The sequence below is a fragment of the Abyssibacter profundi genome, from assembly GCF_003151135.1.
Lineage (GTDB): Bacteria > Pseudomonadota > Gammaproteobacteria > Nevskiales > OUC007 > Abyssibacter > Abyssibacter profundi.
The window spans coordinates 37,593-52,169 of sequence record NZ_QEQK01000005.1; the positions used below are offsets into that span (position 1 = coordinate 37,593).

The 14,577-nt window shown below is 62.1% G+C and carries 16 protein-coding genes; 7 read left to right on the forward strand and 9 right to left on the reverse strand.

What is annotated here, in order from left to right; translation table 11 throughout:
* Nucleotides 1–10: 10 nt before the first annotated feature.
* The 3 genes from ctaD to DEH80_RS05950 all read left to right on the forward strand — a co-directional run bounded on the left by ctaD (nt 11) and on the right by DEH80_RS05950 (nt 3,198).
* Nucleotides 11–1,651, forward strand: coding sequence for a cytochrome c oxidase subunit I (gene ctaD / locus DEH80_RS05940; protein ID WP_109719573.1), 1,641 nt, complete (start codon nt 11–13; stop codon nt 1,649–1,651).
* Between the two features lie 114 nt (nt 1,652–1,765).
* Nucleotides 1,766–2,323, forward strand: a complete 558-nt coding sequence (locus DEH80_RS05945) for a cytochrome c oxidase assembly protein (protein WP_207774498.1) — start codon at nt 1,766–1,768, stop codon at nt 2,321–2,323.
* A gap of 8 nt (nt 2,324–2,331) precedes the next feature.
* Nucleotides 2,332–3,198, forward strand: coding sequence for a cytochrome c oxidase subunit 3 (locus tag DEH80_RS05950; RefSeq protein WP_109719574.1), 867 nt, complete (start codon nt 2,332–2,334; stop codon nt 3,196–3,198).
* Nucleotides 3,199–3,227: 29 nt separating this feature from the next.
* On the opposite strand, the gene DEH80_RS05955 is transcribed toward DEH80_RS05950, so the two are convergent.
* Nucleotides 3,228–3,473, reverse strand: a complete 246-nt coding sequence (locus DEH80_RS05955; protein ID WP_109719575.1) for a twin transmembrane helix small protein — start codon at nt 3,471–3,473, stop codon at nt 3,228–3,230.
* A gap of 15 nt (nt 3,474–3,488) precedes the next feature.
* Between DEH80_RS05955 and DEH80_RS05960 the strand changes: the two genes are divergently transcribed.
* Both DEH80_RS05960 and DEH80_RS05965 read left to right on the forward strand, forming a co-directional pair.
* Entirely contained in the window at nt 3,489–4,184 is a 696-nt protein-coding gene (locus tag DEH80_RS05960; protein WP_109719576.1) for an SURF1 family protein, read from the forward strand.
* The gene (locus DEH80_RS05965) at nt 4,174–4,764 is read left to right on the forward strand and encodes a redox-active disulfide-containing membrane protein (RefSeq protein ID WP_109719577.1); all 591 of its coding nucleotides are present in this window, start codon (nt 4,174–4,176) and stop codon (nt 4,762–4,764) included. The genes DEH80_RS05960 and DEH80_RS05965 overlap by 11 nt, the downstream gene beginning before the upstream one ends.
* 18 nt (nt 4,765–4,782) lie before the next feature.
* On the opposite strand, the gene DEH80_RS05970 is transcribed toward DEH80_RS05965, so the two are convergent.
* On the reverse strand, nt 4,783–5,664 hold the full coding sequence (locus DEH80_RS05970) for a DMT family transporter (RefSeq protein WP_109719578.1): 882 nt from the start codon (nt 5,662–5,664) through the stop codon (nt 4,783–4,785).
* Nucleotides 5,665–5,850: 186 nt separating this feature from the next.
* Between DEH80_RS05970 and DEH80_RS05975 the strand changes: the two genes are divergently transcribed.
* Together DEH80_RS05975 and cyoE are read left to right on the forward strand one after the other, a co-directional pair.
* Nucleotides 5,851–6,843 (forward strand): COX15/CtaA family protein, encoded by a 993-nt coding sequence (locus tag DEH80_RS05975; RefSeq protein WP_109719579.1) that lies wholly within the window; start codon nt 5,851–5,853, stop codon nt 6,841–6,843.
* A gap of 5 nt (nt 6,844–6,848) precedes the next feature.
* Nucleotides 6,849–7,754 (forward strand): heme o synthase, encoded by a 906-nt coding sequence (gene cyoE, locus DEH80_RS05980; protein WP_109719580.1) that lies wholly within the window; start codon nt 6,849–6,851, stop codon nt 7,752–7,754.
* A 290-nt stretch (nt 7,755–8,044) separates the two neighbouring features.
* Here cyoE and rpoH read toward each other — a convergent pair whose 3' ends face one another.
* The 7 genes from rpoH to thiD form a co-directional block, all read right to left on the reverse strand.
* On the reverse strand, nt 8,045–8,911 hold the full coding sequence (gene rpoH / locus DEH80_RS05985; RefSeq protein ID WP_109719581.1) for an RNA polymerase sigma factor RpoH: 867 nt from the start codon (nt 8,909–8,911) through the stop codon (nt 8,045–8,047).
* A gap of 170 nt (nt 8,912–9,081) precedes the next feature.
* Nucleotides 9,082–9,996 (reverse strand): permease-like cell division protein FtsX, encoded by a 915-nt coding sequence (ftsX, locus tag DEH80_RS05990; protein ID WP_109719582.1) that lies wholly within the window; start codon nt 9,994–9,996, stop codon nt 9,082–9,084.
* Nucleotides 9,993–10,685 (reverse strand): cell division ATP-binding protein FtsE, encoded by a 693-nt coding sequence (gene ftsE, locus DEH80_RS05995; protein ID WP_165831355.1) that lies wholly within the window; start codon nt 10,683–10,685, stop codon nt 9,993–9,995. Before ftsE ends, ftsX begins: the two co-directional genes overlap by 4 nt.
* A gap of 50 nt (nt 10,686–10,735) precedes the next feature.
* Nucleotides 10,736–11,674, reverse strand: coding sequence for a signal recognition particle-docking protein FtsY (gene ftsY / locus DEH80_RS06000; RefSeq protein ID WP_109719584.1), 939 nt, complete (start codon nt 11,672–11,674; stop codon nt 10,736–10,738).
* The gene (gene hemL, locus DEH80_RS06005; protein ID WP_109719585.1) at nt 11,671–12,945 is read right to left on the reverse strand and encodes a glutamate-1-semialdehyde 2,1-aminomutase; all 1,275 of its coding nucleotides are present in this window, start codon (nt 12,943–12,945) and stop codon (nt 11,671–11,673) included. Before hemL ends, ftsY begins: the two co-directional genes overlap by 4 nt.
* A 2-nt stretch (nt 12,946–12,947) precedes the next feature.
* The gene (thiE, locus tag DEH80_RS06010) at nt 12,948–13,553 is read right to left on the reverse strand and encodes a thiamine phosphate synthase (RefSeq protein ID WP_207774499.1); all 606 of its coding nucleotides are present in this window, start codon (nt 13,551–13,553) and stop codon (nt 12,948–12,950) included.
* 8 nt (nt 13,554–13,561) lie between these two features.
* Nucleotides 13,562–14,308 carry a bifunctional hydroxymethylpyrimidine kinase/phosphomethylpyrimidine kinase gene (gene thiD, locus DEH80_RS06015; protein ID WP_165831322.1) on the reverse strand — a complete coding sequence of 249 codons (747 nt, stop codon included), beginning with the start codon at nt 14,306–14,308 and terminating at the stop codon, nt 13,562–13,564.
* Nucleotides 14,309–14,577: the final 269 nt, after the last annotated feature.

The window sequence follows — 14,577 nt, forward strand, 5'->3', positions numbered from 1 at the left end:
AGGACTCAAAATGACTGCATCTGTGGACCATCACGACGACCACCACGGCCCGGTCACGCTGAAGGACGGCTTCGGCAAGTGGGTCATGCGGTGGATTTCGACCACCAACCATAAGGACCTCGGGACGCTGTACCTGTGGTTCGCCTTCATCATGTTCTTCGTCGGCGGCGCCATGGCGCTGGTGATCCGCGCCGAACTGTTCGAGCCGGGCATGCAGTTTGTCCAGCCCGAGTTCTTCAATCAGATGACGGCAATGCACGCTCTCATCATGATTTTCGGCGCCGTCATGCCGGCGTTTGTCGGGCTTGCGAACTGGATGATCCCGATGATGATCGGCTGCTCCGATCTGGCGCTGCCCCGTGTCAACAACTGGGGCTTCTGGATTCTGCCGTTCGCATTCACCATCCTGCTGTCGACGTTGTTTGTCCCGGGCGGTGCGCCTGCAGCCGGGTGGACGATGTATCCGCCGCTGTCGCTGCAGACATCCAATGCGTTCCCGATGTTGATCTTCTCGGTCCATTTGATGGGGATTAGCTCGATCACGGGTGCCATCAACGTCGTGGTGACGATTCTGAACATGCGGGCGCCGGGCATGACCCTGCTCAAGATGCCGCTGTTCGTCTGGACCTGGCTGATTACGGCCTATCTGTTGATCGCGACCATGCCGGTGCTGGCTGGTGCCGTGACGATGCTGCTGACCGATAAGTACTTCGGCACCAGCTTCTTCTCGGCCTCTGGTGGCGGCGACCCGGTGATGTTCCAGCACATCTTCTGGTTCTTCGGGCACCCCGAGGTGTACATCCTGATTCTGCCGGCCTTCGGCATCGTCTCGACGATCATCCCGACCTTTGCCCGGAAGACCTTGTTTGGCTACGACTCCATGGTCTACGCCACGGCCTCGATTGCCTTCCTGTCGTTCATCGTGTGGGCCCACCACATGTTCACCGCAGGCATGCCGCTGGCCGCTGAGCTGTTCTTCATGTTCTCGACCATGCTGATCGCCGTGCCGACGGGCGTGAAGGTCTTCAACTGGGTGGCGACCATGTGGCGGGGCTCGATGACCTTCGAGACGCCGATGCTCTTCGCGATTGCCTTCGTGTTCTTGTTCACGATCGGCGGCTTCTCTGGGCTGATGCTGGCCATCGCGCCGGTGGACTTCCAGTACCACGACACCTACTTCGTGGTGGCGCATTTCCACTACGTGCTGGTTCCGGGTGCCGTCTTCGCCATCATGGCGGGCGTGTACTACTGGCTGCCGAAGTGGACTGGCGTCATGTACAGCGAAACCCTGGGCAAATGGCATTTCTGGCTGACGTCGATTTTCGTCAACGTGACGTTCTTCCCGATGCACTTTTCGGGTCTGGCCGGCATGCCCCGCCGTATTCCGGATTACGCCGTGCAGTTCGCCGATTTCAACATGTGGTCGTCGGTTGGCGCCTTTGGCTTCGGCTTTGCCCAGCTGATCTTCCTGTACATCGTGATCCAGTGCTGCCTGAAGAAGGGTGAGGCTGCCACGTCCCGTGTTTGGGAAGGTGCGCATGGCCTGGAGTGGACCGTGCCCTCGCCGGCGCCGTACCACACCTTTGAAGAGCCGCCGCTGGTCAGCGATGCAGAAATCACTGCGGTGCACGACGAGCCGGCCAAGGCCTGAGCGCATCGCCGTGAGTGATCGTCTGGCCAAAAAGAACATCATCACCGCACTGCTGCTCGCAGCGGTTGCGGTGGGGTTCTACGGCGCCTTCTTTCTCGTGATGAGCTAGCCTCGGTGACGGAGCAGCGAGATAACTCGACGGGCGCATCCTGGTGGCTGGCCGGCAAGTTGTTCGGCATTACGGCCGTGATGTTCGCGTTCGGCTTCGCGCTGGTGCCGTTGTACGAGGTGGTCTGTGAGATCACCGGATTTAACGGCCAGAACGAGGGGCTGACGCTGGTGTCCAGCGTCGAAGAGGCGCCGGTCGATGATCGCGTCGTGCGGGTGGAATTCCTGACCAGCGTGCACAGTGGCCTGGACTGGAGCTTCTCGTCCGAGCGCGATTCGATTGATGTGCACCCCGGTAAGCTCTATACGGTGACGTTTACCGCTGCGAATCACGAAGGGCGTGCCATGGTGGGCCAGGCACGGCCGAGCGTCGCACCGTGGCAGGCCGCCAAGCACCTGCGTAAGACAGAATGTTTTTGCTTTGACCAGCAGCCCATGGAGGCTGGCGAAGAGAAGTTAATGCCGGTTCGGTTCATGGTCGATCCGGAATTACCCGACTCGGTCGATACCGTGACCCTGTCGTATACGTTTTTTGAAGTTCAGGACGTCGCGCAAGCGAACTAGGGGAAGAGATGTCAGCTACCGCCTCTGCAGACCATTACTACGTGCCCGCGCCCAGCTGGTGGCCCTTCGCGATGACCGCAGGCATTTTCGCCCTGCTGCATGGCGTCTTCGGTTACCTCAACGGGTCGGGTTTCGTCACGATTCCGGTCATCATCGGCAGCATCATGCTGATCGCGATGATGGTGATCTGGTTCCGGGACATCATTCACGAGTCCGAATCTGGACTGTACAACCAGCAGGTGGATGCGACGTATCGTTGGGGTATGGGCTGGTTCATCTTCAGCGAGGTGATGTTCTTTGCCGCGTTCTTCGGCGCCCTGTACTACGCGCGGATGATCTCGGTGCCCTGGCTCTCGGGCGACTTGGTGCTGACCAACGAGTACCTGTGGAAGGGCTTTGAAGGTGGCTGGCCCACCAATGGGCCGGCGGCGCTGGGCGGCGAGTTTTCCACCATTCCTGCCTGGGGCATCCCGTTCCTCAATACATGCCTGCTGATCGCGTCGGGCTTCACGTTCGAAATCGCGCATCACGCACTGAAGGAAGACAAGCGCGGCAAGTGTCTTGCGGCCATGGTTGCGACCATTGCCTTGGGCCTCGTCTTCCTCTACTACCAGGCTGCTGAGTACGTGGAAGCCTACGGCCACCTGAACCTGACGCTGGAATCCGGCGTCTACGGGTCCACGTTCTTCATGTTGACCGGCTTCCACGGCATGCATGTGACGCTGGGCGTGATCATGCTCATCGTCATGGCCTTCCGCATCGCAAAGGGTCATTTCACCAAGGACAAGCACTTCGGTTTCGAAGCGGTTGGCTGGTACTGGCACTTTGTTGACGTGGTGTGGATCGGCCTATTTATCTTTGTCTACGTGGCCTGAGGCCGGGTAGATCACCGCAACAACGCCCGCTATGACGCGGGCGTTGTTGTCTGTGCCGCAGGTGGTGCATCCAGCGGCCCACCGTGGGGTTCGATCCACCCCATGAAGTAGGCCAGCACCAGGAACAGAATCAGGGTGATCTGCAACCCGACGCGCCAACTCAGGGCTTTGAACAGGTTGCGCGACGAAGTGCCACCTTCCTTCATCAGGAAGTAAAAACCCACCGCCAGTGATGTGACGATGGCCAGAAAAAACAGCGTCAGAATCCAGTTCATGCGCCGCAGTTTGACATGAAACTACGCCATGTCCTGATCGCTGTTCTGGTGCTGACGCTCTCGGCCATCATGATCAGCGCCTGCCTATGGCAGCTTCAGCGGGGGCTGGCTCGTAGTGCCCAGTTGGAGACGGATGCCGCGGTAGCGGACGCCGACCCAGCACCTATGTCCATCGGCGAGGTACCTGCGACGCAAGGCGATCAGCGTGTTCAGGTCCGGGGCGTCTTTGATGCTGAGCGACAGATTCTGCTGGATAACCAGACCCGTGATGGCCAGTTCGGCTATCGCGTCTGGACCGTCTTGCGAGACCAAGGCCAGGCGCTGCTCGTGGATCGCGGTTGGATTCCTGGGCGGGCCGACCGGCGCAGTCTGCCTGAGTGGATCACGCCTGCCGGCCCGGTGGTTCTCATTGGGCGCTGGGCTTCGCTGCCGCAAGCCGGTTGGGCGACCGCCGGCAATCCCTGCCCGGTGACGCGGTGGCCGGTGCGCCTGAACTACCCGAACCGTGACGACCTGCGCTGCTCGTTGGGGGAAGAGATCCAGCCGGGGCTGCTCCGCCTGGACCCGGCCTCCGATCACGGATTTGCACGATCGGTACAGTCCTACGGGCTGTCCCCGGAACGACACTACGGTTATGCCGGCCAGTGGGCTGGCTTAACCCTGGCGCTTTGGATATTGACCTGGATGGTTTGGAGACGTCGTGAGCGATAAACCCGTAAATCGTGGCCCGTTCCTGTTGCTGGTGGCCTTGTTCTTTGGGCCGATGGTGGTGGCTATGTGGCTTTACTTCGGGACGGATATACGGCCCAGCGGGCAGACGCACCATGGGCACTTGCTGGAGCCGGTCCGGCCCTTGCCGGCCGACACGCAGTGGCGTTCTCCGCAAGGCGAGATCGCCGATGAGCTCGAGGGTGACCTGTGGACCTTGCTGCAGTTCGTTCCCAGCCCCTGTGAGGATGCCTGTCAGAACGACCTGTACCGATCCAGGCAGGTGTGGCTGGCCTTGGACAGGCGGCGCACCCGGGTGCAGCGTATCGCGGTCGTGGCGGATGCAGAAGAGGCGCGGGCGCTGGCAGCGATTGCTGCCGACGCCGACCCCAACCTGAAGCTGCGCATCGTCGATAAGGCCGACCCGCTACGCGCTTTTCTTCGCGACCCGGCCCATGGGCCAGGCACGTTCTACGTGATCGACCCGATTGGCAACTGGGTGCTCTGGTACGACCGCGAGACGAACTTGCGAGATATCCACACCGACTTCAAGAAGCTGTTGCGTTTATCCAAGATCGGATAATCAGGCGCCGCTGTGTCCCTAGTTTGCGACGACGATGAGCACGCCGGCCGCCGCCACGATGCTGCCCAGCCATTGATGCGCGCGGAGTCGTTCCTTGAGGAACAGCGCCGCAAGAATCAGCACGAACACGGCCGAGGTTTCGTTGAGTACGGCGGCAATTGAGGCATCGGCGTACTTGTAGCCGGCCAGCCAAAGCAGCATGGCGACATAGGTACCCATGAAGGAAGCGGCCACCGTACGGGGCCAGGCGCGCGCTCGCCGGAACTCCTCGGTCACGGCCAGCAGTCGGCCTTGAACCAGCATGAGCAGGACCATGCTGGCCACGCCCCCGATGACGCGAATCTGAACCGCCCAGACGAAGGGATCGGACTCGAGCATGGGTTTGGCCATCACAATGCCCGTGGCCATCAAAGCCATGGCGGCAACCAGCGCGATCAGCCCCCGTTTGTCTGCAACCTGCTCCAAGGGGTGAGCGCGGCGCCAGTTGACCAACGTGACGCCCGCAAGCGTGACGGCCGCGCCCAGCCATTGCCAGGCGCTGAGCCGCTCTCCGAGAAACACGAAGGACAGCAGAATCACAAAGGGTGATAACAGCATGCTGCCAATGGCCGTGCGTGAGGGGCCCAGTGCGTTCAGCGCGCGAAAGAACAGGGTGTCGGCCAGTCCGATGCCGACAGCGCCAGACAGCAACAGAATGAGCCAGTGCTCCAGCTCGATCGCCGGCCAGTGCGAGCCGTGCGCAAACACAATGGTCGGCACCAGCAACACCAGCAACAGAACATTCTTGAATAGATTGAGCGAAAAGGGGCCCAGCTGCTGGCCCGAGAGTCGGAACAGGATGACCGCAACGCCCCAGGCAAAGGCGCTGGTCAACGCGAAGCTTTCACCGATTCCGATCATGTTCGGGCTGTGTGCAAGGGGCGCGTAGTCTAGGGCTTTGATGGCGCGGCTGCAGGTCTAGGCCGTGGGCCGAGGAGGGGGCGGTCTAATCGCCTACTCAATCGATGTTCGCTGCAACATTCCTGGCGCTGCAACGGTACAATACGCGGCCGCGCAATCCTCGGTCGTTTCAGGCCGCAAAGCCACATGTTTCGTCACCTGTCTGTTACTGCATTCGGGCTGTGCTTCTGCGTCGTCGTTCTGGGCGCTTTCGTCCGGCTGACTGATGCCGGCCTGGGCTGTCCCGACTGGCCGGGTTGTTACGGCCATCTCGACGTACCGTTGACCAGCGAAGAAGTTTCCGCCGCGAACGAAGCGTTCCCCGAGCGGCCCGTCGAGGCCGGCAAGGCTTGGAAGGAAATGATCCACCGCTACGCGGCGGCCATTCTGGGATTGCTGATTCTGGGTATGTCCCTGCTCTCGGCCATTAAGCGGCGCGGGCGCAAGCTGCCTCATGTGCTGCTCGGGCTGGTCATCTTTCAGGGCATTCTTGGCATGTGGACGGTGACCCTGCTGCTCAAGCCGCTGGTTGTGACGAGCCACTTGTTGGGCGGCATGACGATTCTGGCTTTGCTGGCATTGGTCAATCTCCGCGAGCGGGACTGGATGGCCGGTTGGCCCGTTCCCACGTCGAATCACATGCCCCACTTCGCCGTCGCAGCGCTTTGCATGGTGATCGTCCAGATTTTTCTTGGTGCCTGGACCAGCACCAATTACGCCGCGTTGGCCTGTGTTGACTTCCCGACCTGTCATGGCCGCTTCGTGCCCGAGATGGATTTTGCGCAGGGCTTCACGCTCTGGCGTGGCCTGGGGATTAACTACGAGTTCGGGGTGCTCGATGGCCCGGGACGCACGGCCATCCACTTCACCCATCGCGTGGGTGCGTTGTTGACGGCCATCATCGTGGGCGCGCTCATCGTCCGGCTGCTGCGCGAGTCGGGGGCCTCCAACCGTTGGCGCCGCATGGGGCTGGTATTGCTGGTTGCGCTGCTGACCCAGATCGGTATCGGCATCGCGACCGTCGTGTTCCACCTCCCGCTGGCCGTGGCCACGGCGCATAACGCCGGGGCAGCATTGTTACTATTGGTGATCGTTTCGATTAACTGGGCCGTCTTCAACAGCAGGCGGATCCGGCAGTGAGCAGTATGACCACCACCGCCACGCAGGCCGGTTTGTCCGATCGCCTCCATGACTACTACGAGCTCACCAAGCCTCGTGTCGTCATGTTGATCGTTTTTACGGCCATCGTCGGGATGTTTCTGGCGACGCCGGATCTACCGCCGTTGAATCTGTTTCTGCTCGGTACGCTGGGCATTGCGCTGTGCGCGGCCAGCGCCGCCGTGATCAATCAGGTGGTGGATCGGCAGATCGATGCGCGGATGGCGCGGACCAGTCAGCGGCCGATCGTGCAGGGGCATGTGGGCGTCGCCCAGGCCTATGCATTTGCTGCTGTGCTGGGTGTGCTGGGTGCTGCGGTCCTGGTGATCTGGGTGAACGCGCTCACCGCCTGGCTGACGTTGGCGTCCCTGGTCGGCTACGCGCTGGTCTACACCTTGTACCTCAAGCGGGCGACGCCGCAGAACATCGTGATCGGTGGTGCTTCGGGCGCGGCACCTCCCGTGTTGGGCTGGGTGGCTGTGACCGGCGAGATCCACGCACACGCGCTGCTGTTGTTCCTGATCATCTTCGTCTGGACGCCGCCCCATTTCTGGGCGCTGGCCATTGATCGCCGTGAAGATTACGCCAGGGCCGGCATTCCGATGCTGCCGGTGACGCATGGTGATCGGTATACCCGTTTGCAGATTCTCTGCTACACGGTGCTGTTGACGCTGGTCACCCTGTTGCCGTTTTTGACCGGCATGAGCGGTCTGGTGTATCTGATCGCCGTGCTGGGGCTAAACGGGGGCTTTCTCTGGTATGCCGTGCGGCTTTACACCACGCCGTCCTCGCCGTTGCCCATGCAGACATTCGGCTACTCCATCCTCTATCTGATGGGGTTGTTCACAGCGTTGCTGGTGGACCACTACGTGCCGATTCTCGTGCTGGGCTGAGAGCCGGCTCGGCACGCCCCGACGGCGGGGTTGTTGGTCTGAGTTTTTTTCTTGGGGCAGAAACAAACTGGCCTCCGCAATTGCGGAGGCCAAACAAGACTATCCCCAGTTATTATTATGAATTCATTGCCATGGCACTCGGCATTGCCGTCACGCGCCACTGAAGTTGCGTTGTCGCGACTTCGTCGCCAATGGGAACTTTTTACCGAAACTTGATGCCGGGCGCAACATTTTCTTTACGTGCACAAAAAACCCGGCATGAAGCCGGGCTTTTCGTAGGGTGTTGAGTCTCAGGCTGCGATGGCTTTGCGCAGTTTCTTAATAGCCGCTGCTTCGATTTGTCGGACGCGTTCTGCAGAGATGCCATAGACCTCTGCGAGTTCCTTGAGCCCGGTCTTGCTGTCTTCGGACAGCCAGCGCTGATTGAGGATGTCGCGGCTGCGCTCATCCAGATGTTCCAGTGCAGCAGCCAGCTGCTTGCGCTGGCGGGTGTCCCAGTCCGCGTTCTCCAGTGCAGTGGCCGGGTCGGCATCTTCCGAAGCGAGGTACTGTTCCGGCGCGTACGCCGTACCCTCTTCATCATCGCTGGCCGTCGCCGCAAACGAGACATCTTGCCCGGACAGCCGGCGCTCCATTTGCAGCACGGTTTCGGGTTTGACGCCCAGGTCTTCGGCAACCGCATTGACCTCTGCCTGGTTCATCCAACCCAGGCGTTTCTTGGAGCTGCGCAGGTTAAAGAACAACTTGCGCTGGGCCTTGGTGGTCGCGACCTTGACGATGCGCCAGTTGCGGAGAATGAACTCGTGAATCTCTGCCTTGATCCAGTGCACGGCAAAGGAGATGAGCCGAACGCCGACTTCTGGGTCGAAGCGCTTGACGGCCTTCATGAGGCCGATGTTGCCTTCCTGGATCAGGTCAGCCATCGGTAGGCCATAGCCCATGTAGCCGCGGGCAATGTGTACGACAAACCGCAGGTTGGACATGACCAACTGCTGCGCTGCGGAGAGGTCGCCATCATCGACATAAGCACGCGCAATCGCCCGCTCTTCCTCGGGCTCGAGGACGGGGATGCTGTTCACAGAATGGATGTAGGCATCCAGACTGCCTGTCAGCGGGACCAAATTGGCCTGATTTGAAAGCGCCAGAGCTTGCGTCATGGGGACCCTCCTTGCGGCCGATAAGTTTACCACGCTCACCAGGCTGCGAGCGTCGTTGAATACGGCTCTTCAGACGCTCGCGCGCGGTGAAAAGTTCCCGCCGAAACTGGGGGCTACAGGGCGAAATTCAAGAGCGGTTTGTAGCGACCTGGCCCGACAGCAGGGGGGGGCTAGCGCGGAACGATGGCACCGAGGTGGCGGGCGACGGTCCAGGCGGCGCCAAACCAGCCGAGTCCGATTCCCAGCACTAGCAGGAGCAGGCTGCGTCCGAACCCCAGTCCGCTGATGACGAAACTGGATTGATACAGCGCGGCCAGCTGCCCGGCGGGGCCTGCCATCAGACCCACGCCAATGCCCAGCAGGATCAGGGCCGTGACCCCACCCAGTAGGCCATACCAGAAGCCGGTATACAGAAACGGTCGCCGAACAAAGGCGTCCGACGCCCCGACGAGCTTCATGATCACAATCTCGTCCCGTCGATTCTCGATATCCAGGCGGATGGTATTGCCCACGGTGAGTACGACGGCAACGCCCAGCAGGCCCGCAATCAGTACCGCGGCGCGCTGCACCGTTGCCAGAATCGCAAACAGGCGATCCAGCCACTGATGATCGAGCTTCGCCTGGACGACATCAGGCAGATCACTGATCTCGCGCATGACGGCGTCAATCACCTCGGGTGACTGGGTGGTCTTGAACTGCACGACGATCACCGCGGGTAGCGGATTCTCTTCCAGCAGTTCAAGCGCTTCGCCGAAGCCGGACAGGGCCTGGAATTCCTCCAGGGCCTGCTGGCGGGAAATATATGTCGTGCCGCGAACACTCTCGCGAGCCCGAATTTCCGACGCGATCTGTCGGGCGCGCGACTCGTCGGTGCTGTCTGCAAGAAACAGTGATGCGTTTAGCGTGCCCTCCCAGCTGTAGCCGACGGCATTGATATTCTGAATGACCAGATGCAAGCCGGCCGGCAGGGCGAGCGTGATGCCGATGACCAGAACGGTGAGCCCGGTGGCAACCGGGCGTTGGTACAGCCGCCCGAGCGTAAACACCAGCGTCTGGGCATGGCGTTTGAAATACTCCGCAATCATGACGCGCCACCGGACTCGAACGGCGCGGCGGCCGCTCGATCCAGAACCTGGCCGCTTTGCAATGCGATCTCGCGGTAGGGCATCGAGCGGATCAGCTCCACATCATGCGTGGCGATGAGCAGGGAGACCCCCACTTCGTTGAAGCGCTGGAACAACTCCATGATCTCGGCCGACAGCGCCGGGTCGAGGTTGCCCGTGGGTTCGTCGGCGAGAATCAGCGGTGGTTTGGCCACGATGGCGCGGGCAATGCCCACCCGCTGCTGCTCGCCACCCGACAGCACCATCGGATACTGGCGTTCCTTGTCGAGCAGGCCCACCGTATCCAATGCTGCGCGTACACGTCGGGCAATGGTGTCGCGGGTTTCGCCGCGAATCACCAGTGGCAGTGCGACATTGTCGAACACCGTCCGGTCATTCAGCAGATTGAAGTTCTGGAAAATGACACCGACGTTGCGTCGGTACCGGGCCACCTGATGGCGTCTGACCTGGGCGATGTTCTGGTTGTTGACGACGACCTGCCCTCGGCTGGGTCGCTCGATGAGTGCGATCAACTTGAGCAGGGTGGATTTCCCGGCGCCGGAATGCCCGGTCAAAAAGGCCATCTCGCCCTGCTCCAGGGTGAGTGTCACGTCGTTCAACGCATCGTGACCGCCGGGATAGCGTTTGGAAACCCGGTGCAGGTAGACGATATCACCCATGTCGATTCATCCCTGAGCCTTCCTGGCGTCAGTGCCGAGCGCTAGGCGGCAGGTTCAAACAGCGCGTTGATGAAGCTCTGGGCGTTGAACTCGCCCAGATCCTCTGCGGACTCGCCCACGCCGACGAAGCGGATGGGCAAACCCAGTCGTTTGGCGATCGCAAAGACAATGCCGCCGCGCGCGGTCCCATCGAGCTTGGTCACGGTAATCCCGGTCAAACCCACGGCTTCGTGAAACTGAACCGCCTGATTAAGCGCATTGTTGCCGGTTGTCGCATCGACGACCAGCATCACTTCGTGGGGGGCGTAAGCATCATGCTTTTGCACCACGCGTTTGATCTTGCGCAGCTCTTCCATAAGGTGGCCCTGGGTGTGCAGCCGGCCGGCGGTATCGGCGATGATCACATCAATGCCGCGACCCTTAGCGGCCTGCACGGCGTCGAAAATCACCGATGCAGAATCGGCGTTCTGGCCCTGGGCGATAACCGGGACATTGTTTCGCTGGCCCCAGGTCTTGAGCTGTTCGACCGCCGCGGCGCGGAAGGTGTCGCCGGCAGCCAGCATCACCGATTTGCCTTCCTGTTGCAGGCGCCGCGCCAGCTTCCCGATAGTGGTGGTCTTGCCGGCGCCGTTCACCCCGACCATCAGGATGATGTAAGGCCGGATGAACTCGGGGATGTCCAGCGGCTGTGATACGGGCTCCAGCAGTCCACCCATGACGTTGGCAATCGCCTTACGCAACGCCTCTGCGTTGCGAATACGGCCTGCATTGGCTTCGGCACGCAGGTGGTCGACGATGGCCATCGTCGCCTCCACACCGACATCGGAGGTCAGCAGGCGGGTTTCAAGCTCTTCCAGGGCGTCGTCGTCCAGTCCCTGGCCGGGCAGCAGGTTGGCCAGATCGTAGGTGAGCCACGAATCACCTTTGTTGAGTTTGGCGCGTAGCCGGGTAACAAACCCGCCGCCGTTGTCTGCACTCATGCCGTCCACGCCTCGCGTGCGGCCTCGATGGTCTGGTCGATGTCATCGCGGCTGTGCGAGGCCGAAACGAATCCAGCCTCGAAGGCCGATGGTGCCAGGTAGACGCCGCGATCCAGCATGGCGTGGAAGAAGCGACCGAACCCGTCGGCATCGCAGGCCACCACGTCGTCATAGCTGCGGACCGGGCGGTCGGTCATATACAGGCCGAACATGCCGCCCTGCCAGTCGCCTCGCAACGCAACACCGGCCCCAGCGGCGTGGGTCACCAGACCCTGGACCAAGCGGCTGCTGCGTTCGCTGAGGTCATCGTAGAAGCCGGGCGCCTGCAGCAGTCGCAATGTGGCCAGACCTGCCGCCGTGGCCAGTGGATTGCCCGACAAGGTACCGGCCTGGTACACGGGTCCGGTCGGTGCCAATTGCTCCATCAGGTCGCGGCGACCGCCCAGCGCGCCGACCGGCAGCCCGCCGCCGATGACCTTGCCCAACGTGGTGAGGTCGGGGCGCACACCGTAAACCGCCTGGGCGCCGCCCAGGGCGACGCGAAATCCAGTCATGACCTCATCGAAAATCAGCACGCTGCCGTGGGCATCGCAAAGGGCGCGCAGCCCCTGAAGAAAGCCGTCGTCCGGTTTGACAAAATTCATGTTGCCGGCGATGGGCTCGACGATGATGCCGGCAATATCCTGGCCTCGCGCATCGAACAGTGCACGAACCGAGTCCAGGTCGTTATAAGTTGCGGTCAGCGTATGTTGGGCGATGTCTGCCGGAATGCCCGGTGAACTGGGCACGCCCAGCGTGAGCGCCCCGGACCCGGCCTTGACCAGCAGCGAGTCGGCATGGCCGTGGTAGTTGCCTTCGAACTTGACGATGGCGTCGCGGCCGGTCGCGCCCCGGGCCAGTCGGATCGCCGTCATCGTGGCCTCGGTCCCGGAATTGACCAGGCGGACCTGCTCCATCGAGGGTACGCAGGCACAGAGCTGCTCGGCCAGGTCGCATTCACGTTCGGTCGGCGCTCCGTAAGACAGGCCTCGGCCCGCCTGCTCACGGACGGCTTCAATCACCTCAGGGTGTGCGTGGCCAAGAATCATGGGCCCCCAGGAACCCACGTAGTCGATGTAGCGCTGGCCGTCGGCATCCCAGATATAGGCGCCGGCTGCGCGATCGATGAAGCGTGGCGTGCCGCCGACGCCCTTGAAGGCACGGACCGGAGAGTTCACGCCTCCGGGGATCACGCGCTGTGCGCGTTCGAACAGGGATTCGGATTGCGTCATGACTATCCCAGCAGGGCTTGAAGTGAGTGCACGGCTTGGGCTGGGTCCGGGGCGGCGAAAATGCCCTCCACGGATGCCAGCAAGTCGGCGCCATGCGTGACGAGTTGCGCTGCATTATCCACGGTGATGCCACCAATGGCCGCAACCGGGACCGGCAGGCGAGCCCGCGCGGCGGCAAGAATATCAGGCTGGGCTGGTGTGGCCGATGGCTTGGTGCGAGAGGGGAAGAACCGGCCGAAGGAGACATAGTCCGCACCGGCCTGTATGGCGGCTTCTGCCCGTGCCATATCCGCATAAACCGACACGCCGATGATGGCCTCGGGGCCCAGCGTGGCGCGGGCGTCGGCCACCTCGCCATCGTCCCGCCCCAGGTGGAGGCCGACGCCGAGCCGGCGCGCCAGCGGGATATCGTCATTAATGATCAGGGGCACACCGGCGCGGGCGCAGCATTGCTGTAGTTGCCGGGCCAAGGCCGGGTCGGGAGACGGTTTGGCCCGGTACTGAAGCAGGGCGGGCGCAGCGGACAAGATGGTTTCGCAGGTCGACAGCAGCTCGGCATCAGCCCAGCCGGTCGGGGTGATCGGATAAGCACCTCGGAGCCGGCGCATGGCGGCGTTCACCGGAATCGGCGGGGGATCGACTGGCCCTGTCCGGGACGCAGGGCGCTGGCCAGTGCGCGATCCACAAACTGTTGGGCGCCGAGTGCAGCCTCCGGGACCGAACGGCCCAATGCCAGGCCAGCGGCCAGGGCGGACGCCAGCGTGCAGCCCGTGCCATGAAACGACCCTGCGCGCCGCGGCCAGCGCGTGGTGACGGTCTCGGCGCCGATCAGGTGATTGCACACATCGTGGGTTGGCGCATCCCCTCCGGTGACCAGTGCCCATCGGGCGCCCAGCGCCACGAGGGCGTGCCCCGCAGTCGCTGGATCATCCTGTCCGGTGAGCGCCCGGGCTTCGGGTGTGTTTGGAGTGACAACCGTGGCCCGGGGAATCAGGGCATCGCGTAACACCGGTACCAGGTCGGCCTCCGCCAGCGAGCCGCCGCCGGATGCGACAAGTACCGGGTCCAGTACCACCGGGACGTCCTGCAGGCGGTCCAGCAAGGGCAGCAGCGCCTGCGCGCTGGCCGGGCTGGGCAGCAGGCCGATTTTGATGGCTTGCGGGGGGATGTCCGCCACCACGCGATCCAACTGTGCCAGGAGCTGATCGGCCGGGACTGGAAAGACCGCATAGGCGTTGGCCGTGTCCTGTTCCGTGATCGCGGAAATCGCCAGGGTGGGATGCGCGCCGCAGGCCGAGATGGTTTGAATGTCTGCGACCAGACCTGCGCCCCCGCTGGGATCGTGGCCCGAAATTACTAGCACGTTGGGCGTCATGGCGCGCAGTCTAGCACTAGTGTGCGGCTTGACTTATGCACAGTGTTGCGCTGCAACATGCAGGCGAGGCACCGCGCTGGTGCGCCCGTCTGTCGCCTTTGGGGTGGACAAAACTAACTTGTTGTTTTTACTTGGCCATTTCAGATTGGTTACAAGTTGACCGACGTGGAGGATTGCCTGAAAACAAGCCGGTTTCGGCCACTTGCTGAAGTTCTTTCCACACAGTTATCCACAGCTTCTGTGGGTAGCGCGGAAAA